General features: G+C 36.1%; 25 protein-coding genes. 24 read left to right on the top strand and 1 reads right to left on the bottom strand.

What is annotated here, in order from left to right:
- The first annotated feature begins 3 nt into the window (after window positions 1-3).
- From spoIIIAE to spo0A, 18 genes are all read left to right on the top strand, one after another.
- On the top strand, window positions 4-1,173 hold the full coding sequence (gene spoIIIAE, locus KQI49_RS05890; RefSeq protein ID WP_216487446.1) for a stage III sporulation protein AE: 1,170 nt from the start codon (window positions 4-6) through the stop codon (window positions 1,171-1,173).
- Window positions 1,174-1,183: 10 nt separating this feature from the next.
- Window positions 1,184-1,810, top strand: a complete 627-nt coding sequence (gene spoIIIAF / locus KQI49_RS05885) for a stage III sporulation protein AF (protein ID WP_216487445.1) — start codon at window positions 1,184-1,186, stop codon at window positions 1,808-1,810.
- A complete protein-coding gene (gene spoIIIAG, locus KQI49_RS05880) occupies window positions 1,807-2,442 on the top strand; it encodes a stage III sporulation protein AG (protein WP_253286696.1) in 636 nt (211 codons plus the stop codon). Before spoIIIAF ends, spoIIIAG begins: the two co-directional genes overlap by 4 nt.
- 3 nt (window positions 2,443-2,445) lie before the next feature.
- Window positions 2,446-3,000 carry a SpoIIIAH-like family protein gene (locus tag KQI49_RS05875; RefSeq protein ID WP_216487443.1) on the top strand — a complete coding sequence of 185 codons (555 nt, stop codon included), beginning with the start codon at window positions 2,446-2,448 and terminating at the stop codon, window positions 2,998-3,000.
- A 517-nt stretch (window positions 3,001-3,517) separates the two neighbouring features.
- Window positions 3,518-4,012 carry an acetyl-CoA carboxylase biotin carboxyl carrier protein gene (accB, locus tag KQI49_RS05870; protein ID WP_216487442.1) on the top strand — a complete coding sequence of 165 codons (495 nt, stop codon included), beginning with the start codon at window positions 3,518-3,520 and terminating at the stop codon, window positions 4,010-4,012.
- Between the two features lie 17 nt (window positions 4,013-4,029).
- The gene (gene accC, locus KQI49_RS05865; protein WP_216487441.1) at window positions 4,030-5,397 is read left to right on the top strand and encodes an acetyl-CoA carboxylase biotin carboxylase subunit; all 1,368 of its coding nucleotides are present in this window, start codon (window positions 4,030-4,032) and stop codon (window positions 5,395-5,397) included.
- Window positions 5,398-5,401: 4 nt separating this feature from the next.
- Window positions 5,402-5,794, top strand: coding sequence for an Asp23/Gls24 family envelope stress response protein (locus KQI49_RS05860; protein WP_216487440.1), 393 nt, complete (start codon window positions 5,402-5,404; stop codon window positions 5,792-5,794).
- A gap of 202 nt (window positions 5,795-5,996) precedes the next feature.
- Window positions 5,997-6,380 (top strand): transcription antitermination factor NusB, encoded by a 384-nt coding sequence (nusB, locus tag KQI49_RS05855; protein WP_216487439.1) that lies wholly within the window; start codon window positions 5,997-5,999, stop codon window positions 6,378-6,380.
- A gap of 48 nt (window positions 6,381-6,428) precedes the next feature.
- Window positions 6,429-7,286 (top strand): bifunctional methylenetetrahydrofolate dehydrogenase/methenyltetrahydrofolate cyclohydrolase FolD, encoded by an 858-nt coding sequence (gene folD, locus KQI49_RS05850; protein WP_216487438.1) that lies wholly within the window; start codon window positions 6,429-6,431, stop codon window positions 7,284-7,286.
- Window positions 7,279-8,619: an exodeoxyribonuclease VII large subunit gene (xseA, locus tag KQI49_RS05845; protein WP_216487437.1), complete on the top strand. Its 1,341-nt coding sequence runs from the start codon at window positions 7,279-7,281 to the stop codon at window positions 8,617-8,619. Before folD ends, xseA begins: the two co-directional genes overlap by 8 nt.
- Window positions 8,620-8,622: 3 nt before the next feature.
- Window positions 8,623-8,856: an exodeoxyribonuclease VII small subunit gene (locus tag KQI49_RS05840; RefSeq protein WP_216487436.1), complete on the top strand. Its 234-nt coding sequence runs from the start codon at window positions 8,623-8,625 to the stop codon at window positions 8,854-8,856.
- Between the two features lie 2 nt (window positions 8,857-8,858).
- A complete protein-coding gene (locus tag KQI49_RS05835) occupies window positions 8,859-9,743 on the top strand; it encodes a polyprenyl synthetase family protein (RefSeq protein ID WP_371817530.1) in 885 nt (294 codons plus the stop codon).
- A 681-nt stretch (window positions 9,744-10,424) separates the two neighbouring features.
- The gene (locus KQI49_RS05830; RefSeq protein ID WP_216487434.1) at window positions 10,425-11,000 is read left to right on the top strand and encodes a hypothetical protein; all 576 of its coding nucleotides are present in this window, start codon (window positions 10,425-10,427) and stop codon (window positions 10,998-11,000) included.
- Window positions 11,001-11,056: 56 nt separating this feature from the next.
- Complete coding sequence (locus tag KQI49_RS05825) at window positions 11,057-11,875, top strand: TlyA family RNA methyltransferase (RefSeq protein ID WP_216487433.1); 819 nt, start codon at window positions 11,057-11,059, stop codon at window positions 11,873-11,875.
- A 21-nt stretch (window positions 11,876-11,896) separates the two neighbouring features.
- The gene (gene ahrC / locus KQI49_RS05820) at window positions 11,897-12,346 is read left to right on the top strand and encodes a transcriptional regulator AhrC/ArgR (RefSeq protein ID WP_216487432.1); all 450 of its coding nucleotides are present in this window, start codon (window positions 11,897-11,899) and stop codon (window positions 12,344-12,346) included.
- Window positions 12,347-12,424: 78 nt separating this feature from the next.
- Window positions 12,425-14,158, top strand: coding sequence for a DNA repair protein RecN (recN, locus tag KQI49_RS05815; RefSeq protein ID WP_216487431.1), 1,734 nt, complete (start codon window positions 12,425-12,427; stop codon window positions 14,156-14,158).
- A gap of 169 nt (window positions 14,159-14,327) precedes the next feature.
- Entirely contained in the window at window positions 14,328-15,608 is a 1,281-nt protein-coding gene (spoIVB, locus tag KQI49_RS05810; RefSeq protein WP_216487430.1) for a SpoIVB peptidase, read from the top strand.
- Window positions 15,609-15,834: 226 nt separating this feature from the next.
- On the top strand, window positions 15,835-16,650 hold the full coding sequence (gene spo0A, locus KQI49_RS05805; protein WP_216487429.1) for a sporulation transcription factor Spo0A: 816 nt from the start codon (window positions 15,835-15,837) through the stop codon (window positions 16,648-16,650).
- 25 nt (window positions 16,651-16,675) lie between these two features.
- On the opposite strand, the gene KQI49_RS05800 is transcribed toward spo0A, so the two are convergent.
- Complete coding sequence (locus tag KQI49_RS05800) at window positions 16,676-16,924, bottom strand: DUF2627 domain-containing protein (RefSeq protein ID WP_216487428.1); 249 nt, start codon at window positions 16,922-16,924, stop codon at window positions 16,676-16,678.
- A gap of 167 nt (window positions 16,925-17,091) precedes the next feature.
- On the opposite strand from KQI49_RS05800, the gene KQI49_RS05795 reads away from it, so the two are divergent.
- The 6 genes from KQI49_RS05795 (at window position 17,092) to KQI49_RS05770 (ending at window position 24,836) form a co-directional block, all read left to right on the top strand.
- Window positions 17,092-19,137 (top strand): sigma 54-interacting transcriptional regulator, encoded by a 2,046-nt coding sequence (locus KQI49_RS05795; RefSeq protein WP_216487427.1) that lies wholly within the window; start codon window positions 17,092-17,094, stop codon window positions 19,135-19,137.
- Window positions 19,138-19,266: 129 nt separating this feature from the next.
- Window positions 19,267-20,163 carry a bifunctional enoyl-CoA hydratase/phosphate acetyltransferase gene (locus tag KQI49_RS05790; protein WP_216487426.1) on the top strand — a complete coding sequence of 299 codons (897 nt, stop codon included), beginning with the start codon at window positions 19,267-19,269 and terminating at the stop codon, window positions 20,161-20,163.
- A 26-nt stretch (window positions 20,164-20,189) separates the two neighbouring features.
- A complete protein-coding gene (locus tag KQI49_RS05785) occupies window positions 20,190-21,287 on the top strand; it encodes a Leu/Phe/Val dehydrogenase (protein ID WP_216487425.1) in 1,098 nt (365 codons plus the stop codon).
- 21 nt (window positions 21,288-21,308) lie between these two features.
- Window positions 21,309-22,406 carry a butyrate kinase gene (gene buk, locus KQI49_RS05780; protein WP_216487424.1) on the top strand — a complete coding sequence of 366 codons (1,098 nt, stop codon included), beginning with the start codon at window positions 21,309-21,311 and terminating at the stop codon, window positions 22,404-22,406.
- Window positions 22,399-23,820, top strand: a complete 1,422-nt coding sequence (gene lpdA / locus KQI49_RS05775; RefSeq protein ID WP_216487423.1) for a dihydrolipoyl dehydrogenase — start codon at window positions 22,399-22,401, stop codon at window positions 23,818-23,820. Before buk ends, lpdA begins: the two co-directional genes overlap by 8 nt.
- A 23-nt stretch (window positions 23,821-23,843) precedes the next feature.
- Entirely contained in the window at window positions 23,844-24,836 is a 993-nt protein-coding gene (locus tag KQI49_RS05770; RefSeq protein ID WP_216487422.1) for a thiamine pyrophosphate-dependent dehydrogenase E1 component subunit alpha, read from the top strand.
- Window positions 24,837-24,841: the final 5 nt, after the last annotated feature.

Raw genomic sequence — 24,841 nt, 5'->3', positions numbered from 1 at the left:
TGAATGAAACATTATAAATGGATAATTGCCTTCACATTTCTTTTCCTTTTCATTGGACAAACTGTGTCGCTAGCCTCTAGCGAGGAAGAACGTGATGATAAACAGATGATTGATGAGATATCCCTTGAAGGAGTACAAGCATACTGGAATGAACTAGTGCAAGAATACCAAGGATACCTTCCTGAATTAGAAAAAAATACTGTTTACGATTTTATAAAAGAAGAGAAGACTTTCTCCTTTAAACATACACTTACTGGATTAATAAAATTTCTGTTTCATGAATTTACTTTGAACGCTAAGTTATTAGGACAGTTACTAATTTTGACGTTATTTTCGGTACTGCTTCAGACGATTCACACGTCTTTTGAGAGAAGTGCTGTCAGTAAAATAGCTTACTTTATTGTTTACATCGTACTGTTGTTCATTTCACTTAACAGTTTTTATTTAACTTCAGAATATATTAGCAATGCCATTGGTATGATGACTAATTTTATGATTGCACTGATCCCTTTAGTTTTAGGCATTATGTCAACGTTTGGAAATCTTGCAAGTGTTTCATTTTTTCATCCCATCATAATATTTTTAATTAATTTTAGTGGGTTATTGGTTTCTAAGTTTATTATGCCGCTTTTATTGTTGTCAGCACTTTTAGAAATAGTAAGTACTTTAAATGAAAAACATCGTGTAACCCATTTGGCTAATATGATTCGATCAATCAGTGTTGGTAGTTTAGGCGTATTTTTAACAGTGTTTTTAGGCGTTATGTCGATTCAAGGAGCGGCTGGTGCCATTCAAGATGGGGTAGCCATGAAAACAACCAAATTTATCACAGGGAATTTTATTCCGGTTGTAGGTAGGACTTTTACTGATGCTGCGGACACTGTTCTTAGTGCTTCTCTCTTGTTAAAAAATGCAGTAGGGATTATAGGTGTGGCGATCATTATCTTTATTGCTATTTTTCCTGCTTTAAAAGTGTTAGCTATTGCGCTTATTTATAAATTAGCTGCTGCTATATTACAACCTCTTGCTGATGGGCCGATTATTACGTGTTTAAACTCAATTGGCCAGTATTTACTATATATGCTTGCATGTTTATTGACTGTATCCTTAATGTTTTTCTTGGCCATTGTAGTGATTGTCGTTTCCGGAAATATTACTTTATTTCTTCGTTAGGATGAAGTGTATGGATTTACTCATTAATTGGGTAACACAGATTATTGTATTCTTAATTTTTGCCGCCATTATCGATTTATTAATTCCAGCAAATAAAATGAAGAGGTATATTCAATTTGTCGTTGGATTAATTTTGTTACTAATATTCTTAAAACCAGTTTTTTATATGTTTAATATCGATATTCCCCAAGCCATAGAAACCTCATTTAAAGAATATTTACAAACAGATGAAAAGGTAGAAAATATGGATGAAATGATTAAAATACAAAAAAGTGAAATAGAATCAACACAAGATGCATATATTTTAGAAGAAATGGTTGTCCAGTTAGAAAACTTAGCAGAAGAACCTCTAGCAGAAGAACAAATCGAGTTGTCAGATATTCAATTTAGCTTTGCTGAATCAGGGAATTATACATTTGAAAATTTGGAAGAAATAATTGTCTATCTCGCAGCTATTAACGAAGAGGAGGGAGTAGTGGATGATATTGAAGAAGTAGACATCAATACAGAAGAGCCAAAGTTAGATGAAGAGGAATTAGAAGACATCGATACTGAATCAATAAAAAACATCTTACAGGAGGTTTGGGAGCTTGATGATATGAAAATTACAGTTGTATGGGAGGAGGGAGTAACTTGATCAAAAAAATTATTGAATATTTCCGATCAAAAGACAAGTCTACAACAACCTACAAAAAATATAGTTATCTAATTGTCATTGGATTAATTGGTCTGATGCTCCTTCTAATAGGAAACATATTTACTAATTCTGAAAGTGAAAAAGATTTAGCAAGTGAAACACCTATTCCAAAGAGCGAAGCTGAGCAGGTCGCATCTCAAGAAGAGTCCACATTGACTTCCAACGTAGATGAATTGGAATCAAGCTACCAAAAGGATTTAGAGGAAATGTTATCAAAAATTCAAGGTGTGTCAGACGTGGAAGTGATGATTAATCTTGATTCTACTAATGTAAAAGTCTATGAAAAAAATTTAATCTCGGGTAAACAGCTGACCGATGAAAATGATAAAAATGGGGGAGAACGACAAATAGAAGATCATACTGAAGAGACAGAAGTGGTTGTTGTCAGAAAAGGGGATCAAGAAGTTCCATTGGTTGTACAGACAAAAAAGCCTAACGTGAGGGGTGTCTTTGTAGTAGCAAAAGGTGTTGACCATGCGACTGTGAAACAATGGGTTGTAGAATCAACCTCTAGAGTGCTTGATGTACCAACACATAGAGTTTCTGTAATGCCTAAAAATAAGGAGGAATAATAAATGTTGAAAAAACAAACAATTTGGTTACTAACGATGTTAAGTTTGATGATTGTTCTAAGTATAGTTTATATGACTTCTGATTCTGAGGATTTAGCTTATATTGACGACGGCACGAATGAGACGCAAGAAACATCTCAAACAGAAGATGCAGCAGATGACTCAGATGTTGAAGTTGATGATGTTACAAATCTAGGGAAAGACGAGCTTTTTACAACTATTCGTATGAATTTACAAGATGAACGAAATATGAAAAAAGATAGATTAAATGAAGTTGTCGCAGCTTCTAATTCAACAAGTGAAGAAAAAAATGATGCATTAAATGATATTAATGATTTAGAACAGGTTTCTACAAAAGAGTCTATTATAGAAGAATCGATCATGTCCCAAGCTGAGTATCAAGATGTACTTGTTCGTTCCGATGAAGACATTATTCATGTGCATGTAAAAGTCGATGAGTTGTCAAACAAAGAAGCGAATAATATTATGCAAATGGTAAGAGATGAGTTTGGCGATGATTTGAAAGTAGATGTAAACTTTCAGCCGACAGAGGAGTAATTTCTAAATAATTATATCATAAAAATCCGAACACTGATTTATGTTCGGATTTTTATGTTTGTATATATAATGATAAAATAACTTTGTACAATGTACAGCTATAAAAACACAAGAAGATCCACTTTCCTATTAAGTTACTCCAGAGTATCGTAGTTGATATATGATGTGCAGGGTGTGTTAAATGCTTGGAAGTTGAGTTGTTTTTATTTAATAGCCGTTTTTTGTAGAAATTGCATCTTTTTCTTTTATAGATACTGAAATTGAAATGATGGATGTGTCGTGGGTTAACTGGCTTTAAACCCCAATTGGATGATGTTTCAATATATTAAAATTCAGATTCAAAGTTTTTCGAAATATATTAGCGTTGATTCTAGAACACTGTTATAATAATTTCAAAATGGTATGAAACTGTCTTTCTATAATTAATGTTGAATTTATATGAGGATATAGCGTAAAATGTTAAGAGAGATAGAAGGGATTAATACTTATGTTATTGAAAAATAAAGGGGTTGCAAACATGTTAAAAGTCCAGGAGATTCGTGAAATAATCAAATTAATCGATGATTCATCCATTAATGAATTTACTTATGAAACAGACGGAACAAAAGTCTCGATGAAGAAGTCTTTAAATGAAAAAGAAAGTTCAACAATCGAACAAAAGCCACAGCCACAAAAAGAAGAAATTTCTACAAAAGAAAATGTAGACGTTGAAGATGAAACGAGTGTGAAGGTTGAATCTACAATCAAAACAAACGAGCCTAAAGATATAGATTATGATTATGAGATTCAATCGCCGATGGTTGGTACTTTTTATAGCTCGCCAGACCCAGAAAGTGATGTTTATGTTAATGTGGGAGATTCTGTTAATAATGAAACTGTTGTTTGTATCGTAGAAGCAATGAAATTATTTAATGAAATCGAAGCCGAAACAACAGGAGAGATTGTAGAAATATTAGTGGAAAATGGCGAATTAGTTGAATATGGTCAGCCACTATTTAGAGTAAAGAACTAAATAAGGGGATGGAATAATTGATTAAGAAACTGCTTATAGCTAACAGAGGTGAAATTGCCGTCCGAATAATTCGTGCCTGCAAGGAAATGGGTATCGAATCCGTAGCTGTTTATTCAGAGGCAGATAAAGATGCTTTACACGTACAATTGGCAGATGAAGCTTATTGTGTGGGTCCTAAACTTAGTAAGGACAGTTATTTAAACATAACAAATATAATGAGCATCGCTACCTTAACAAATGTCGATGCCATCCATCCTGGATATGGTTTTTTAGCTGAGAATGTTGATTTTGCCGAGATTTGTAATGAATGTAATATTACATTTGTTGGTCCATCTCCAGAAGCTATACAAAAAATGGGTATCAAAGATGTGGCCAGGGAAACAATGGAAAAAGCAGGTGTTCCTATAGTACCTGGATCAAACGGTATATTGGAAAATGAAGAAGAAGCGATGGAAGTAGCTAAAGATATCGGTTACCCTGTGATTATAAAAGCAACTGCTGGGGGCGGTGGAAAAGGTATTCGGGTGGCAAGAGATGAACAAGAACTTCTTAATGGTATCCGTATCACGCAAAAAGAGGCCGAAACAGCATTTGGAAATCCAGGTGTATACTTAGAAAAATTTATTGAAGACTTTAGGCACGTCGAAATACAAGTTTTAGCAGATAAACATGGTCATGTTGTTCATGTTGGTGAAAGAGATTGCACTATACAAAGACGTCTGCAAAAATTAATCGAAGAATCTCCCTCGCCTGGTATAACAAAAGAGATCAGAAAGAAGATGGGTGAGGCAGCTGTAAAGGCGGCTAAAGCCGTTAATTATGTGGGTGCAGGTACGATTGAGTTTATTTTTGACCGTAGTAGCAAAACTTTTTATTTCATGGAAATGAATACACGTATACAGGTTGAACATCCAGTTACCGAAATGGTCACAGGGATTGACTTGATTAAAGAACAAATAAAAATAGCTAATAATGAATCGATTGCTTTCTCGCAAGAAGATATTGAATTCGAGGGTTGGTCTATTGAATGTCGCATAAACGCGGAGGATTCATTTAATAATTTTATGCCTTCACCAGGTACTGTTAAAATGTATCTAACGCCCGGAGGACCAGGTGTTAGAATAGATTCAGCAGTATATCAGGGTTACTCGATTCCTCCCTATTATGATTCGATGGTTGCCAAGCTCATTACTTATGGGTCATCAAGAGAAGAAGCAATACAGACAATGAAACGAGCATTGGATGAGTTTATTGTCGAAGGTGTTAAAACGACAATCCCCTTTCATAGGGAGATCATGGACCATCAAGTTTTCAAATCCGGCAAATTCAATACTAATTTTTTAGAAGAAAATCCAATCGTTGAAAAAGCCGAAGAAAGGGAGTGAAATCATGAGTGAACATCAATCGCTAGTTAATGTTAGTGAGAATACGGATTTAGGTAAAGTTGAAATTGCACCAGAAGTTATTGAAGTCATTACGGGAATTGCTGCTTCAGAAGTTGAAGGTTTATCTTCAATGCGAGGTAACTTCGCCACAGGCGTGGTAGAAAGATTTGGTGGAGTATCTCATAGCAAAGGTGTAAAAGTGGAATTAACTGAAGAAGGTATCTTAATTGATTTACATGTTGTCTTGAATTTTGGTGTATCGATACCAGAAATTGCACAAAAACTACAATCAAACATTAGACAATCATTAAAAAACATGACTGGTTTGGAAATTGCGGAAATCAATGTTCACGTAGTTGGGATTCAAATGGACCATCAAGACGCTCAAAATGAGTAAGGTAGATAATCTAGGTAATAGTAGGAATGAGTGAATAAATCACCAAGATGAAAGGCCAAAAGAGATGTTGTCTTTTGGCCTTTAGTTTATTAAATATAATCCTGTTATGTAAACCTATTTCTTGAAGATAAATTGCCATCATAGCATTGCATTAATAATCATGTTATTATTTGACTAGATGTGTTTAAAGGAGTAGTAAAAGATGAAACGACATGAAGCAAGAGAAAAAGCTTTTCAAACTTTGTTCCAGATTGATATAAATGACATAGAACCAGTTATCGCTATAAATAATATATTGGAAAACGACAAGAATGATGCATTTTTAACATATCTAGTAGAAGGAGTTATTAATAATAAACAATCGATTGATGAGGCCATCTCTGAACACCTAGAAAATTGGTCACTTTCACGACTAGCATCAGTAGAAAGAACAGTGTTACGTATTGCTACGTTTGAAATATTATGTGCAGAAGATATCCCGGAGAATGTGTCTATTAATGAGGCAGTCGAGCTGGCGAATAAATTTGGGGAAGAAAAATCCGGTAAATTTGTCAATGGTGTCTTATCAAAAATAATTCCCTCTTAATATTTTAGCAAATATATAGATAACTTCATCTTTAAGGAGAGGATTTAAATGGTAGCAGAAATAATTGACGGGAAAAAACTTTCACATGAATTGAAAATGAAAATGAAGGAAGAGGTTAATCAGTTAAAGAAAACAGGCGTGACTCCTCACTTAACCGTAATCCTTGTAGGGGATAATCCAGCATCGAAATCATATGTGAAAGGCAAGGAAAAAGCCTGTGAGGAAACGGGCATTTCATCAGATTTAATAGAATTAAATGAAACTATAACGGAAGATGAATTACTGGCCCAAATTGTGAAATTAAACAACGATAAGTCTGTTCATGGCATCCTTGTTCAATTACCCTTACCAAACCATATTGAAGAACAAAAAGTTATTGAAATTATTAGCCCTGAAAAAGACGTAGATGGTTTCCATCCAGTTAATATTGGAAGAATGATGACGGGACAAGATACTTTCCTTCCATGTACGCCGCACGGAATCATTAAAATGTTAAAATCTAAAAATATTTCAATTGAAGGTAAGCATGCTGTCGTGTTAGGACGTAGTAATATTGTTGGTAAACCAGTTGGACAATTATTACTAAATGAAAATGCTACTGTTACATATTGTCATTCTCGAACACCAAATTTAAAAGAATACACCAAAAATGCCGATATCCTTGTTGTCGCTTTAGGTAAAGCCCACTTTGTTGATGAAAATCATATCAAAGAGGGAGCTGTCGTTATTGATGTAGGTATTAATCGAACGGAGGATGGCTCACTAACCGGGGATGTTAACTTTGATAAAGTAAAAGAAAAAGCATCTTATATTACGCCGGTTCCACGTGGCGTTGGACCAATGACAATTACAATGCTTTTATCCAATACGATTAAAGCAGTAAAAGGATTGACTTCAGGTGAGTGAAAAGTACCTGACAGTAACGGCACTTACCCGTTATATAAAACGAAAGATTGATACCGACAATCATTTAAAAGATGTTTGGCTTATGGGAGAAATTTCAAATTTCAAGCATCATAATCGTGGTCATATGTATTTGACAATCAAGGATGAACAAACAAGAATTCAAGCAGTAATGTTCGCTGGGAAAAATCGCTTCTTAAAATTTATTCCCGAAAACGGGATGAAGGTTCTCATTAGAGGTGAAATAAGCGTATTTGAAGCGTTTGGTCAATATCAATTATATATCCATCAAATGGAGCCAGATGGAGTTGGTGCCTTATTTTTAGCCTACGAACAATTAAAAGAAAAATTATCTAAACAAGGTTATTTTGATCAACAAACAAAAAAACCAATCCCAGCATATCCACAACATATCGGAATTATTACATCACCGACAGGAGCAGCTGTGAGGGATATAATTATAACATTAAAACGACGTTATCCCATTGTTCAAACTACAGTGCTTCCTGTTTTGGTTCAAGGAGAAAATGCCCCCGGAACAATAGTTGATGCTATAAACAAAGCTAATCAAATGAATATGTTTGATGTTCTAATTGTAGGACGGGGTGGTGGCTCAATAGAGGAGTTATGGAGTTTCAATGAAGAAATAGTTGCAAAGGCTATCTACCAATCACGTATTCCGATTATTTCAGCTGTTGGACATGAAACAGATAACACCATTAGTGATTTTGTAGCAGACTTAAGAGCGCCTACTCCCACAGGAGCTGGGGAAATAGCCGTCCCATCCCAGCAAGAATTGCTTGACAGATTATCGGTCTGGCAACAAAGACTATCTAAAACAATGGAGCATAAACTTTATTTACAGGAAAAAACACTCAGACGTCTTAATCAATCATATGCTTTCCGTTATCCAGAGCAATTGTTGAGGCAAAAAGAACTTGAGTTGGATAAATCAATCGAAAGACTAGATAGAATAACAGAAGCACAAGTAGAACTTCGGAAAGATAGATTTAACAACGTATATAAAAGACTTATGTCTCAGCCCCCTTATAAACAATTGAACGAATCTAAACGAATGTTGAATCAATTAATGAAACAACATAAACAAGCGTTCAATCGAGTTCTCGAGAAAAAAACCTTGAATTTATCGGCGACTATTGACAAGCTTTCATTACTAAACCCGCTAGAAGTGATGAAACGAGGATTTGCTATCCCATTTACAACAAATGGAGAATTAATTAAAAGTAAAGGGCAAGTCGCTAAAAATGACTTAATACAAGTGGAATTATCCGATGGACATTTGGATTGTCAAGTCTTAGAAATAGAGGAGAAATAACCGATGGATACACCAGATGCAATGACATTTGAAGAAACTATGGAAAAGTTAGAAAAAATTGTTGAAAAATTAGAAGAAGGCGATGTACCTTTGGAAAAAGCCATTAATTATTACCAAGAGGGTATGAAGTTATCTAAAGTATGTAGTGATAAACTGAAAAATGTTCAGGAAAAAATAGTTAAAATAGTAAACGAACAAGGAAAACTTGAACCTTTTGATATTCAGGAGGACGAATGAGCGTGAATGTTAATTTAACTGAATATATAAGTGAAAAACAAACATTAATTGATAATAAAATTACAGACTATTTTCGCGATCAAGATATACCAGAGCAATTAAAGGAGTCAATGTTATATTCATTGCAAGCTGGTGGGAAGAGGCTGAGACCCGTCTTGTTGTTTGCAAGCTACCAAGTGTTTAAGGAAGATATTAGTCCTGTTGTATCATCTGCTGTTGCGTTAGAAATGATTCATACTTATTCTCTTATTCATGATGACCTTCCCGCGATGGATGATGATACCTATCGTAGAGGTCAATTGACAAACCATAAAGTCTTTAATGAAGCTACGGCAATTTTAGCAGGAGATGGATTGTTAACTTATAGTTTTGAAATCATTGCACGTGATCTTCTTCTAACAATAGAACAAAAGGTAGAAGTTGTTAAACTTTTAGCTAAAGCTAGTGGGCCAGAAGGTATGGTGGGTGGTCAAATCCTTGATTTAGAAGCTGAAAATCATGGCGTGAATTTGGAAGGTTTGGAACGGGTTCATACATCGAAAACAGGTGAATTACTCAAGTTTGCTATTTCAATAGGTGCATATCTAGGCGGCGCTTCAGAAGCTCAGATTTCTGAGTTGGAACGATTTTCATATTACCTAGGTTTAATATTCCAAGTCCAGGATGATATTTTAGATGTTACTGGCGATGAAGAAAAAATTGGAAAAGCAGTCGGTAGCGATGAAGATAATGAAAAGAGTACCTATCCTAAACTTTTAGGTCTACAAGGTGCCATTGATAAAAAAAATGAATATGTCCAATGTGCTAAAGAAGCATTGACAAAGGCTCAAGCAGATACATCTATACTTATGGCTTTGACAGATTATTTCAGCCAAAGGGATCATTGATTGTCTATATATTTTCTTGATCATATGGTATAATAGGGATGATTAGGGATGGTATAGTATTCTAGTCAACCCTCCGTTTCTGAAGGCGGGGCTAAAAATCCGCTAAAGGGCATATCGATGAAGTTCCTTGTGTTGGCTTGAGGCGCCCAGCTTTGGGTCAATGCTGGGAGTTAAGGTTTTCGGGCGATCCGCAAAGGCATGCGGGCGTTGACCCGATTACCGTGGAGGCCCATCTTTGTAGTGGGGACTAAGCCTAGGAACCACTATGAAATGGGGTATGAACCTGCATAACAAGGAAAGGGACACCTTATGTGCAGCGTAGCCTGCCCTGAGTGGTAGATGAGAGGATTAGAATCTCAAATGAAAAGCCGGTCGGCCGCTGGCTTGTCTATTTTATCTCTATGAAAGCATCACTGCAAAAGGGGCTAGGAAACGGTTAAAGGTTGTCGAGGAAATCTCCTAGACTGTTATTTTATAAATACATTCAAGCGGGATTATAGTGTGGACTAAGTGGTAATCCAGTCTAACTTTTGGTGACAAAGTTAAGATAGCTTTAAAGGGGAACCGCCTACATGGCAACATGAGGTAACTATCTGGGAAAACCTACTGGACCTAAGCCGCAGTTTTAACCGCTTGAATGACCATTCCTCATTACATAATTATAATTTTATGGAGTAAATTATGAATCCTCAAATAAAACGTTCGCTCAAATTCAGTATTACCATTGCCGTTATCACATTTGTGTTAGCGGCTATTTTTTCAGTTATATCTTCATCCATTTTAAGTAGAGTTGTATGGTTAGTCGGACTCTTTGTTGTACTAATTATTGTGTTAATAGGTGTTTTGTTTGATATGGTAGGAATTGCTTCCACATCGGCTAACGAAGCGCCATTTCATGCTATGGCTGCTGAAAAAGTCCCAGGAGCAAAGGAAGCTGTTACCATCATAAGGAATGCAGATAAATTTGCTAGCTTCTGTAATGATGTAATTGGTGATATTTCTGGAATTGTTAGTGGGACGGCTACTGCACTGGTTGTCCTCCAAATTACAAATTTACTTGGAGAAAGTGACGGATCGCCACTTGAAATAACACTGTCAGTTATGATAACGAGCATTGTCGCAGCGTTAACAGTAGGTGGCAAAGCCATCGGTAAGTACGTAGCTATCAATTCATCAACCACCATTATTCATTTTACTGGTAAGACAATTTATATTCTTGAAAAAAAACTTAAAATCACTATCTTTCGAAAAGAATAAAAAAATTCACTCATATTTAAACTAAAACTAATTGATATTAAAAAGGACTGTCGGTAATGGGTAAACAACGCTTAGATTTATTATTAGTGGAAAGAGGTTTGGTCGATAACCAAGAAGAAGCTAAACGCTTTATTATGGCCGGTACTGTCTTCTCTGAACAATTAAGACTTGATAAGCCAGGTCTGAAAGTTGATGACAGTATTTCCCTTACTATTAAACGGAAAAGCATACCATATGTGGGGCGTGGTGGTTTAAAATTAGAAAAAGCGTTAACTTCTTTTGATATAAACCTTCAAAATAAAATAATGGTGGATGTTGGCTCATCTACAGGCGGATTTACTGATTGCGCTCTGCAAAATGGGGTGAAGTTAAGTTATGCCATTGATGTTGGGTACAACCAATTGGATTGGAAATTAAGAAACGATGAACGTGTTATAGTTATGGAGCGAACCAACTTTCGTTATGTTACACCAGATCTACTTAAAAATGGATCACCTAATTTTGCTACCATCGATGTATCCTTCATTTCTTTAAAATTGATTTTACCTGTTTTGAAAAAAATACTAACGCGTGATAGTGAGGTTGTTGCTTTAATAAAGCCTCAATTTGAAGCAAGGAAAGAACAAGTTGGAAAAAAAGGAATTGTCAGGGACAAGCAAGTTCATCTAGGTGTATTAAGGCAAATACTTTCATTCGCAAAAAAAGAAGGGTTTAAAGTACAAAATATTACTTACTCCCCAATCACAGGTGGAGACGGTAATATTGAATTTTTAGGTTATTTTCGCTGGGAAACCAAAAAAGAAGAGAATGACTATGGAGATGAAAATTTGCTTCAACTTGTACTCTCGGCCCATAAAGAATTAGCAGAAATATAACTGGTATTAAGGGGATTTGATATGAGTAAAGTACAGAGGCATATAAAAATAAGAGAATTGATAACAGAAAGTGAAATCCAAACTCAAGATGAACTTGCTAACGAGTTGAAAAGACAGGGATTTACAGTGACGCAAGCTACTATTTCCCGAGATATAAAAGAACTCCATTTAGTTAAAGTTCCGACAAAAAATAACCAATATAAGTACAGTTTGCCAGCTGATCAACGATTTAATCCACATGATAAATTAAAGCGCCTTATTCGTGATGCTTTTGTGAAAATAGATTATACTAGTCATTTTATTGTATTGAAAACGTTACCTGGTAATGCTCATGCAGTGGGAGCCCTGATTGATAATCTAGATTGGGAAGAGATTATGGGGACGATTTGCGGAGACGATACATGTTTAATTATTTGTCGAAAAGAACAAGATGCGAAAATAATACAAAATCGTTTTATAAGTATGCTTTAACTTAGTTAGGTATATCCCTCACTGCTTCTTTAAAAAAGCTACTTTTTAAGCAACTAATGAACCTATGGGGTGTATATGATGTTAACAGAATTATCCATAAAAGATTTTGCTATCATTGACGAGATATCCGTAACATTTAACGATGGCTTAACCGTTTTAACAGGTGAAACTGGAGCGGGAAAATCAATAATCATCGATGCAGTACAATTACTTGCAGGGGGACGTGGATCAGTCGAGTTTGTACGTCATGGAACAAAAAAAGCCGAAATTGAAGGGTTGTTTATAATAAATCCCAAAAACCACCCAATCTACAACGTCAGCAAACAATTCGGAATTGACATTGAAGATGAGCAAATTGTCTTACACCGGACAATTACAGCCGGTGGAAAAAGCATTTGTCGAGTCAATGGAAAGTTAGTTACTCTTGCCATTTTACGTGAGTTTGGCAGTACATTAATTGATATTCATAGTCAGCATGAGACCCAATCTTTAATGCACCCAGAAAATCATATTGACTTATTGGATCTATACAATCGAGATGAAATAATGAAAGCGAAAGAAGATTATACTTACCTGTATAATGAGCTAGTTAATTTAGAAAATCGATATAGAAAACTTAGTAATAACGAGCAGGAAATGGCCCACCGATTGGACTTGTTGGAATTTCAACTTCAAGAACTTGAAGAGGCGAGTCTCAATCCGAATGAAGATGAAATACTTGAAGAAGAACTAAGCCATTTAGCCAACTTTGAACGAATTTTTACCAGTGTTCAGGACGCCTATAATGCATTATATGGTGAGAATAAAGGGCTTGATTGGTTAAATATAGCCCAACAATCCCTGCAAGATGGACGAAACTATAATGATTTTCTTTCGGAAAAAGCAGAAGAACTAACATCTTATTATTATAATATTGAAGAACTATCGTTTGCGTTGCGAAACTTTAGTGAAACATTAGAATATAATCCTGCGCGCTTAAATGAAATTGAATCACGGCTTAACGAAATTAATCGGTTAAAAAAGAAATATGGTGCTACTGTAAATGATGTACTTGAATATATGGCTAAGATTGAAGAAGAGATTGATGAAATTAAAAATAAAGACTCTCATTTAAATCGATTAGTTGAACAAATATCTGAAATGAAGAAAGATACTTTTTTAGAGGCGAAACATCTGCATGACTTAAGGAGACGGGCTGCCAACTCCTTAATTAATGAGGTACATGATGAACTTGCCAGTTTATATTTAGAAAAAGCATCTTTTTCAATTGCTTTTATCCCAGAAATTGATGAAAATGCACTCACCTATTTTGAAAATCATCCTGTAAAATTTTATAAAAATGGGATTGACCAGATTAGATTTATGATATCAACAAATGCAGGTGAGCCTTTAAAAGAACTTGATAAAGTTGCTTCAGGAGGAGAGCTATCTCGTATTATGCTTGTACTCAAAAAGATTTTTTCAAACCATCAAGGCATCACTAGTGTTATTTTTGATGAAGTTGATACAGGTGTTAGTGGTAGAGTTGCTCAAGCTATTGCCGAAAAGATATATCAGATATCACGTGATTCCCAAGTGCTTTGTATTACTCATTTACCTCAAGTAGCATCTATGGCAGATACGCATACACTTATCGAAAAAGGGGAAAATAAAAATCGAACATCGACCAACTTATTTGAACTTAAGCCCAATGAACAAGTAGAGGAATTAAGTCGAATGATTACTGGCACAAAATTAACGGAAACAGCAAAGGAGCATGCCAGTGAAATGCTACATTTAGCAGAGAACTATAAAAAACAAGAAATAAATTAAGAAACTCTTTATATAACTATCGTTTTCAGCTTTTTCTTTTTTATACTCTGGTTTTTCAGGAATTGTTATACAACTTTAACTTATCTTTCACCGTTTAAAAAAACAGTTTAAAGGTCAAATTATAGGTACAGACAATAAAAATGGTATGGGTGAGGAACGAGGAGAGTGAATGTTGGTGAAAAAAATAAAAAGTACCCGTTTTTGGATCGGGACCGCATTACTAATCGCTTTGTTCTTAGTTCCTTTTATACCCTCTATGCAAAGTTACGTCTCCATCCCTAATCAGATAGTAACTTTAAATAATGAATCCCCTATTGAAGTTCCAACAATGGGCACGTCGATAAATGTTGATGGAAATGAAAGTGTCCAAGCTATAGATTCTTCAACGTTTTTTCCAAAAGATACAGGTCAATCTGAACTCACGTATAAATACGCTGGGATTCCAATTAAGAAAGTCGATTTGTCTGTTCTAGAGGACAAAAAAGTTATCCCAGGAGGACAATCTGTAGGTATCCAACTGCATACACTAGGAGTTCTTGTCGTTGGGCATCATCTCGTGAATACTAAAGACGGAACTGTTTCACCCGGCGAAGAGGCAGATATTAATGTAGGTGATATTATTGTTAAAATTAATGGTAATAACATTAATGATATGAAAGAAGTAAAACCCTATGTTGAAAAAGCAGGTGAGAAAGGAAATACCTTGGATGTTACTCTTAAAAGAGGTAAAAAAGAAATAAATACCTCATTAAACCCGACAAAAGATAAAAAAGTCGATGAATTTAAGATTGGATTATATATTAGAGATTCCGCAGCAGGAATAGGAACAATGACATTTTTTGATCCAGAGACAAAGAAATACGGGGCGTTAGGTCATGTCATTTCTGATATGGATACAAAGAAACCTATAGAAATTCATGAAGGTACAATTGTAGGTTCCTCCGTTACTTCAATCGAAAGGGGAAATAATGGGACTCCTGGAGAGAAACAAGCGAAGTTTTCCACCAAAGAAAATAAACTTGGTTCGATTACGAAGAACAGCCCATTTGGAGTGTTTGGAGAGTTAGAAAAAAATATAAAAAATAATAAATATGATAAACCGATGTCAATAGCATTATCACACGAGGTTAAAGAAGGGCCTGCCAAAATATTAACAGTGATTAATGACGAGGAAGTTGAAGAATTTGATGTGAAAGTTGTTAGCAGTACTCCTCAAAAATCTCCGGCTACAAAAGGAATGGTTATTCAAATAACGGATCCTAAATTATTAGAAGCAACTGGTGGTATTGTTCAAGGAATGAGTGGCAGTCCAATCATTCAAGATGATAAAGTAATTGGAGCTGTAACGCATGTTTTTGTTAACGATCCCACTTCAGGTTATGGAGTTCATATCGAATGGATGATGCAAGAGGCTGGTCTTGACATCTTTAAAGAAGAAATAGCTAGTTAAGAAAGAACTTGTAGGAATAGATAGTCGCGTTTCCTACAAGTTCTTTCTCATTTTTTTCTTTTAATTTCTTTTAAATATTATTCGACAAACACAATGATTTTTGTCGCTCTTTGGTGCATGCTATCGAAAAACAACGATATTAAAAGCATTATTGAGAAAAAATGAGAAAAACCAATCTTTTTTCAAATAATAAAAGGATATTTTAAGGTTCTGTCGAATACATAGTATGGACACGTGTTTAAAGGGAGGAATAATAGTGGAGAATATTTCAGTATGTTTAGTGGATGATAATAAAGAACTCATTCATATGATGGAAGAGTATTTTAATGAACAAACGGACATTGATGTGGTAGGAAAAGCATTTAATGGAAGAGATTGTTTAGATTTAATTGAGGAAAAAGAGCCGGACGTGTTAGTGCTCGATATTATTATGCCTCATGTTGATGGTTTGGCGGTATTGCAATCAATTCGTGAAATGAATATGAAGAAGCCTCCGAATGTTATTATGTTAACAGCTTTTGGTCAGGAAGAAGTGATGAAAAAAGCCGTTGATTTAGGTGCATCTTACTTTATATTAAAGCCCTTCGATTTGGAACATTTAGCAAACCAAATTAGACAAGCTGAGGACAGTGCTGTTTTACCTCAACCAGTCATTTCGTCAGAAGGGAATCGAAAAGAACGTAAAAAGAAGGATTTAGAAGCCAGTATCACAAATATTATTCATGAAATTGGTGTTCCTGCCCATATTAAAGGTTATATGTACTTACGGGAAGCAATAACAATGGTATACCATGATATAGAATTATTAGGGTCAATTACTAAAATTCTTTATCCGGATATTGCAAAAAAATTCAAGACAACATCCTCAAGAGTGGAAAGAGCTATTCGCCATGCGATAGAGGTTGCTTGGAGCAGAGGTAATATTGACTCGATATCTGCATTGTTCGGACATACTGTCAGTGTATCAAAAGCAAAACCAACCAACAGTGAATTCATCGCCATGGTCGCCGATCGTTTGAGATTAGAACATCGTGCTAGTTAAAAATAAGGATTACTGACAAACGGTGTCAGTGATCCTTATTTTTTAAGCGTTTATTTCTCTCTATAAGGTTGTTCTTCCGATCTCTATGAACAATAAATCCAGTAATGAAAGCAATTCCGACAATAAATAGTATAAGTCCCACTCCGAATTGAATGCCTACATGATAAAACAAAGGATGAAAATCATCAAATAATGTATCCCTCATTAGTTTTATTCCAATCGCAGAAATAACCCCTGGTATTAAAAGTAACGAAACAGCAATTATTCTAACCATTTAGTCTTGTTCTCCTTTAAAGGCTTGTCTAATATGTATTTTAATTATAAAATATCTTCTCTAATATTATAACAGAGAAGTTAAGAACATAATATGAAAAGAGATTTGAAATAAGTTGCACAGTGATATAAAATAAATACATGCATTAAAATGCAAGGTGGGAAAACATGAAACGTATCCTTATTGTAGGTGCTGGTGCAGGTGGAAGCGCACTTTTAAAAATATTACACGAAACAGAACAAATGGAAGTTGTCGGTATTGTTGATAAGAATCCCGCTGCAAAGGGTTTATTGATTGCTAAAGACTTGGATGTTCAAGTTGGAACCGATTGGAAAAAATGGCTGAATGAAAAAATAGATATAATTATTGAAGCAACGGGAAATGAAGAAGTTCTAAAAGAATTATTTGAGGCTGAACATGATGTTGTTGTTATTCCAGGTACAGTTGCTTATATAATATCGGAACTCTTTGAAGAAAAAGAAATATTACTTGATGAATTGAGGACGCAGGCAATTAATCAAGAGTTAATTTTACAAAACATTCGTGACGGAATGATAGTTATTAATACAGAAGGGATTATTGACTTCATTAACCCGAGTGCAAATAAAATTCTGGGTGTTGATAAAGAAAAGGTTAAAGGAAAATACATCGGAGAAATTGTTAACAATACTAGGCTACCCCATGTCTTAAAATCTAGACGGAAGGAAGTAAATCAAAAATTATTGCTTGAAAATGGTAAAAAAGTTGTTGCAACAAGGATCCCGATAATCAATGAGGAAAATCATTTAAAGGGTGCCTTGGCCGTGTTTAAAGACATTACTGAAGTCGTCAACCTGGCTGAAGAAAACACCGACCTTGTCGAAATAAAAACATTACTTGAAGCTATTATTCATTCTTCAGACGAAGCCATTAGTGTAGTAGATGAAAATGGAATCGGTATGATGATTAACCCTGCATATACAAGAATTACTGGCCTTCAAGAGAGTGATGTAGTGGGTAAGCCAGCTACGGCGGATATATCTGAGGGCGAGAGTATGCATATGAAAGTATTGCAGACTCGGCGTCCAGTTCGTAGTGCAAGAATGAAGGTAGGACCAGGTAAAAAAGATGTTCTTGTGAATGTGGCTCCAGTCATTGTTGAGGGACAAATTAAGGGAAGTGTTGGGGTCATACATGATGTATCTGAAATAAAAGCATTAACTACTGAATTAAAGAGGGCACGCCAGATTATCCGTAATCTTGAGGCGAAATATACATTCGATGATATTGTCGCTAGCTCGACAGAAATGACAATAGCTCTTGAACAGGCAAAAGTTGGGGCTAAAACGCCAGCAACTGTGTTACTGCGCGGGCAATCTGGTACAGGTAAAGAACTATTTGCTCATGCTATACATAACGAAAGTGAACGAAAACATAATAAATTCATCCGAGTTAACTGCGCGGCAATAGCGGAAAGTATACTCGAAAGTGAACTGTTTGGCTATGAAGAAGGTGCTTTTTCAGGAGCGAAACGTGGAGGTAAAAAAGGGTATTTTGAAGAAGCGAATATGGGGAGTATTTTTCTTGATGAGATTGGTGAACTTTCGCTTAATATGCAGGCTAAACTCTTGCGTGTTCTACAAGAAAATGAAATTGTACGAGTAGGCGGGACGACACCGATTCCTCTTGATGTGCGTGTAATTGCTGCAACAAATGTAAATTTGGAAAAAGCAATCATGACCAAAACTTTTAGAGAAGATTTATATTACCGTTTAAGCAGATTACCAATTACCATTCCACCACTTAAAGAAAGATTGGCAGATCTCCCCATATTAGTTCAACGTATTATACAAAAAATAAATCAAGATTATGGAAGAAACGTGAAATCAATATCTGAAGATGCATTAAGTATCTTAAATAACTACCATTGGCCAGGAAATGTCAGGGAATTAGAAAACGTGATTGGACGGGCAATGATCTATATGGATATGAATGAAGAAGTTATTGAACAAATTCACTTGCCAGCGATGACACAAACCAATAAAGTATTACCTATGTCTCTCGAAGATATTAATACGAGTCACCCCCTTCAAAAAGCTATGGAACGGTATGAGAAGGAGTATATTAAAATTGCGTATAGAGAAAATGACTGCAATAAAACCAAGACTGCTAAAACCTTAGGCATATCAATCCGCAGTCTATATTATAAGATGGAAAAATTTGAACTTGAATAAAAAGGCATGCAATTTATTGCAAGCATGCACATTACTTCATACTATATCCACTTACCACTAAAGCGCTTTCAAGTAATTCGAGTTGGCATGGTATTTGCATACTATTAGTTGAGGAAGGAATGGCATCATATGAATAAAATACTTTCGCTTATTCAGAATGTTAATATCAATAAATCTATAGTTGCTATAGCTAATGCAGCTGATAAGCAGGTGTTATTAGCTGTTAAAGAGGCTATTGAAAAAAATTATTGTTCTTTCATCTTATTTGATGATCACAAAAATCTTATCACCTTTGCCGAAGTAGCCGGGCTCGATTTGGACAACCCGCTGATTGAAATAGTAGATACAGTAAGCTCACAAGCAGGAATGGAAGCGGTTAAGTCAATTAGAGATGGTCGAGCACACATCTTAATGAAAGGTAATATTCCAACCAAAACTTTATTACAGTCCGTTTTGAATAAGGAATATGGTTTAAGGACTTCTACAGCTCTTTCTCACGTCGCTGTGTTTGAAATTCCTACTCAGGATCGACTTATTTTATTGACGGATGCGGCGATGAATATAGAACCAGATTTAAAGCAAAAATCAGATATTATTCAAAATGCTGTTCAAGTTGCACATCAATTAAATATCAAGTATCCAAAAGTGGCTGCTTTGGCACCGGTAGAAGTCGTAAATGAAGCAATCCCATCCACAATAGATGCGGCACTTTTGACGCAAATGGCAACGCGCAATCAAATTAAAGGGTGCGAGGTTGAAGGCCCGCTTGCTTTTGATACTGCGGTTTCTAAATTAGCAGCTCGGCATAAAGGCCTCAACTCAAATGTGGCAGGTAAAGCTGATATTTTATTAGTCCCGACCTTGGAAGTTGGTAATGCTCTTTATAAATCATTTGTTTATTTTGCAAATGCTAGAGTTGCATCAATTATCAGCGGTGCTAAAGTACCTATTGTATTAACATCACGTTCTGATTCAAGTGATAGTAAAATGTATTCTCTATTGTTAGCTTTAACCGCGTCTAAATAATTAATTATATTAGGAGGAGATTTAAAATGGAAATATTAACTTATATGGAAGAGTATGATTATGAACAACTAGTGGTTTGTCAGGATAAAAACTCTGGATTAAAGGCTTTTATCGCTATTCATGATACAACACTTGGCCCGGCTCTAGGTGGTCTTAGAATGTGGACTTATAATTCGGAAAGTGAAGCAATTGAAGATGCATTAAGATTAGCAAGAGGAATGACTTATAAAAACGCTGCTGCTGGACTCAATCTCGGCGGTGGTAAAGCAGTCATAATGGGGGATCCAAAAAAGGATAAAAACCCAGAATTGTTTAGAGCTTTCGGTCGATACGTTCAAAGTTTGAATGGTCGTTATATCACCGCTGAGGATGTGGGAACCAAAGTAGAAGATATGGATCTAATTCATATGGAAACCGATTTTGTTACCGGAATATCAGCAGCAGATGGTTCGTCAGGTGGAGACCCTTCTCCTGTTACAGCTTATGGTATCTATAAAGGAATTAAAGCATCTGCCAAAGAAGCGTTTGGTGATGATTCACTAGAAGGTAAAACGATTGCTGTACAAGGAGTCGGAAATGTTGCTTTTACACTTTGCAGTCATTTGCATAAAGAAGGCGCTAAATTAATCGTAACCGATATTAATAAAGAGGCGGTTAATCGTGCTGTTGAAGCATTTGGTGCCAGGGCAGTCGATCCAGATGACATATACTCTGTAGACTGTGATATTTACTCACCATGTGCATTAGGAGCTACATTAAATGATGAAACTCTTTCAGTTTTAAAAGCAAAAGTCATAGCGGGCTCTGCAAATAATCAATTAAAAACTGCCAAACATGGTGACATTATCCACGAAAAAGGGATTGTCTATGCTCCTGATTATGTTATTAACTCAGGTGGTGTCATCAATGTTGCTGATGAACTTGTCGGCTACAATCAAGACCGTGCCATGAAAAAAGTAGAAGAAATTTACGATATTTTATTAAATGTTTTTGAAATATCTAGGAAAGAAAATATACCGACTGCAATAGCTGCAGATCGAATGGCGGAAGAGCGTATAAGGTCAATGAAAGAATCTAGAAACCAATTCTTACTTAATGAACATCATATCTTAAGCCGCAGATAGGCTTCCTATGGAGGTTGGGTCGTGCAAAAGACCTTTAGAATTTTAGTTATTAATCCTGGATCAACATCTACTAAAATTGGTGTTTTTAATAATGAAGTATGTATTTTCGAAAAAACAATCCGCCATCATAAAACGAAATTAACGGAGTATTACAGGATAATTGATCAATATGATTTCAGGAAAAAAGTGATTCTCGATCATTTAGACTATGAAGGAATCAGTATTTCAAAGTTAGACGCTGTGTGTGCCAGAGGAGGCTTGGTTCGAGCAATAGAAGGTGGTACTTACGTTGTTAATGAACCTATGCTAGAAGATCTTAAATTAGGTTACAACGGGAATCATGCCTCCAATCTTGGGGGGATTATTGCTTACGAAATTGCTTTTAATCTTAATATACCAGCCTATATCGTTGACCCAGTTGTAGTTGATGAGATGCATGACATTGCCCGCTATTCTGGTGTACCTGAAATTCCTAGGAAAAGTATTTTTCATGCTTTAAATCAAAAAGCCGTAGCAAGAAGAGCCGCTAGAGAGTTAGACAAGTTATACGAAGATATCAATCTGGTTGTTGTACATATGGGTGGTGGGATAACTGTAGGTATGCATCATCACGGAAAAGTGGTAGATGTTAATAATGGCCTACATGGTGACGGTCCCTTTTCACCAGAACGTGCCGGAACCATTCCAGTTGGGGATCTTGTCTCACTCTGCTTTTCAGGTCAATATTATATAGATGAAGTAATGAAAAAGCTTGTAGGGCAAGGTGGCTTAATGGCTTATCTTAACACAAATGACGCTATTGAGGTGGAACAAAGAATTGCACAGGGTGATGAAAAGGCAAAAGAGGTTTATGACGCCATGGCTTATCAAATAGCCAAAGAAGTTGGTGCCTTGAGTACAGTTTGTCAAGGGGAAATTGATGCTATCGTGTTAACTGGTGGCTTAGCCTATGGGAAAACTTTTGTCGAAATGATATCAACCCGTATCAATTGGATTGCCGATGTTCTGGTATATCCTGGTGAAGATGAACTCCAAGCGCTAACTGAAGGAACTTTAAGAGTCTTACAACAAATAGAAGAACCAAAAATATACTCTAAAAGGAGTGAAGCAAGTGAGTAAAGATTACGACTTAGTCATCCTTGGTGGAGGAACAGGTGGTTATGTAGCCGCTATTCGCGCAGCACAGCTCGGATTACAGGTTGCTATCGTAGAGAAATCAAAATTAGGAGGAACATGCCTGCATCGGGGATGTATTCCTTCAAAGGCCTTGCTCAGAAGTGCCGAAGTTTATAAGCAGACGAAAGAAGCTGCTCAGTATGGAATTGATACTTCAGAGGTGTCATTAAATTTTGGAAAGGTCCAAGAGAGGAAAGATAGTATCATAAGAACCCTGCATCAAGGTGTACAAGGCTTAATGAAAAAAGGTAAGATAGATGTATTTAATGGGTATGGTCGAATTTTAGGGCCTAGCATCTTTTCTCCTGTAGCAGGAACTATCTCCATTGAGTACGAATCAGGGGAAGAAAACACCATGATTGTACCTAAGAATGTTCTTATCGCTACTGGTTCACGTCCAAGAATCTTAGGTAGTCTAGAATATGATGGAGAATATGTCTTATCTTCAGATGAAGCCTTAGAAATGCAGGAGCTGCCATCTTCTATCGTTATCGTTGGCGGGGGCGTTATAGGTATTGAATGGGCATCCATGTTGGCCGATTTCGGTGTGGAAGTTACTGTGATTGAATACCTGGATCGCATCCTACCTACAGAAGACGAAGCGATTGGGAAAGAGGTTGAGAGACTTCTAAAGAAAAAAGGTATAACCTTTGTGAAAAATGCTAAAGTGCTAGATGACACACTTAAGAAAGACAAGGGAATTTCCATTGAAGTTGAAATGGCTGACGGTAAAGAGATCTACCAAGCTGATAAGATGCTCGTTTCGATTGGAAGAGAAGCGAATATAAATAATATCGGTCTTGATAATACAGATATCATTGTTGAAAATGGTGTCATACAAACAAATGACTTGTATCAAACAAAGGAATCACATATATACGCTATTGGTGATGTCATCGGTGGCATGCAGCTTGCTCATGTGGCTTCTCACGAAGGAATTGTGGCAATTGAATCAATCGCAAATAAAGCTCCAGACCCAATTGAATATAATAATATTCCAAGTTGTGTCTATTCAAATCCTGAGATTGCTAGCGTTGGCTTAACAGAAGAGCGAGCCAAAGAAGAGGGTTTTGAAATCAAGGTAGGAAAATTTCCTTTTAAAGCGATAGGGAAAGCCCTAGTCCATGGTGACTCTGAAGGATTTGTTAAAGTGATAGCGGACAAAAAGACAGAAGATTTACTAGGTATACACATGGTGGGACCTCATGTTACTGATATGGTTTCTGAAGCAGGTCTAGCAAAAGTACTTGATGCTACCCCTTGGGAAATATCCCAAACAATACATCCTCATCCATCATTATCTGAGGTTATGGGTGAAGCGGCACTTGCTGTTGATGGAAAACAAATTCATGGTTAATCAAATAAAGGAGGGAACTTATTATGACTACTAATCGTCATAAAGCATTAGGTTTGAAAGATGAAGATGTCATAGAAATGTATAAAACGATGCTGCTTTCAAGAAAGTTAGATGAGAGAATGTGGCTTTTAAATAGGGCGGGCAAACTATCGTTTGTTATCTCATGTCAAGGGCAAGAAGGTGCTCAAGTAGGTGCGTCATTTGCTCTAAATAGAGATGTTGATTATACAGCTCCGTATTACCGAGATGTAGGTGTGGTTTTAGCCTTTGGAATGACGGCGAGAGAATTAATGTTATCTGCTTTTGCTAAAGCTGAGGACCCAAACTCAGGCGGCCGTCAAATGCCTGGACATTTCGGACAAAAGAAAAATAGGATTTTGACTGGTTCTTCTCCAGTTACAACGCAGCTTCCCCATGCAGTAGGTGTAGCGTTAGCAGCAAAAATGGAGAAACAAAACATTGTTTCTTTTGTAACACTTGGAGAGGGGTCATCAAACCAAGGGGATTTCCATGAAGGCCTTAATTTTGCAGGTGTCCATCAATTACCGGTTATTACTATGGTGGAAAACAATAAATATGCCATCTCAGTCCCACTTGAGAAACAAGTCGCAGCAAAAAGCGTTGCTGACCGAGGCCAAGCTTACGGTATGCCAGGTTTAACAGTTAATGGAAATGATCCACTCGCGGTGTATGAAGTTGTTAAAGAAGCGAGAGAGCGTGCTTTAGATGGAGGTGGACCAACATTAATCGAAGCGATGACAGATCGGTTAACTGCCCATTCAAGTGATGATGACGATCGTTTATATCGTGAAAGTGCTGAATTAGAAGAAGCGAAGAAAAAAGATACTATATTAGTCTTCAAAAAATATTTGGAAGAAGCTGGTGTCCTAACTGAAGATTTAGCAAAGCAAATTACAGATGAAATTGATGACATTGTCAATGATGCTACTGAATATGCAGAAAATGCACCATATCCAGAGGCGGAATCAACATTGAAATATGTATATGAAGAGTAGGGAGG

The sequence above is a fragment of the Virgibacillus sp. MSJ-26 genome (genome assembly GCF_018918075.1).
Lineage (GTDB): Bacteria > Bacillota > Bacilli > Bacillales > Amphibacillaceae > MSJ-26.
The sequence above is the reverse complement of the archived record's forward strand: the minus strand, read 5'-3'. Positions and strand labels throughout refer to the sequence as shown.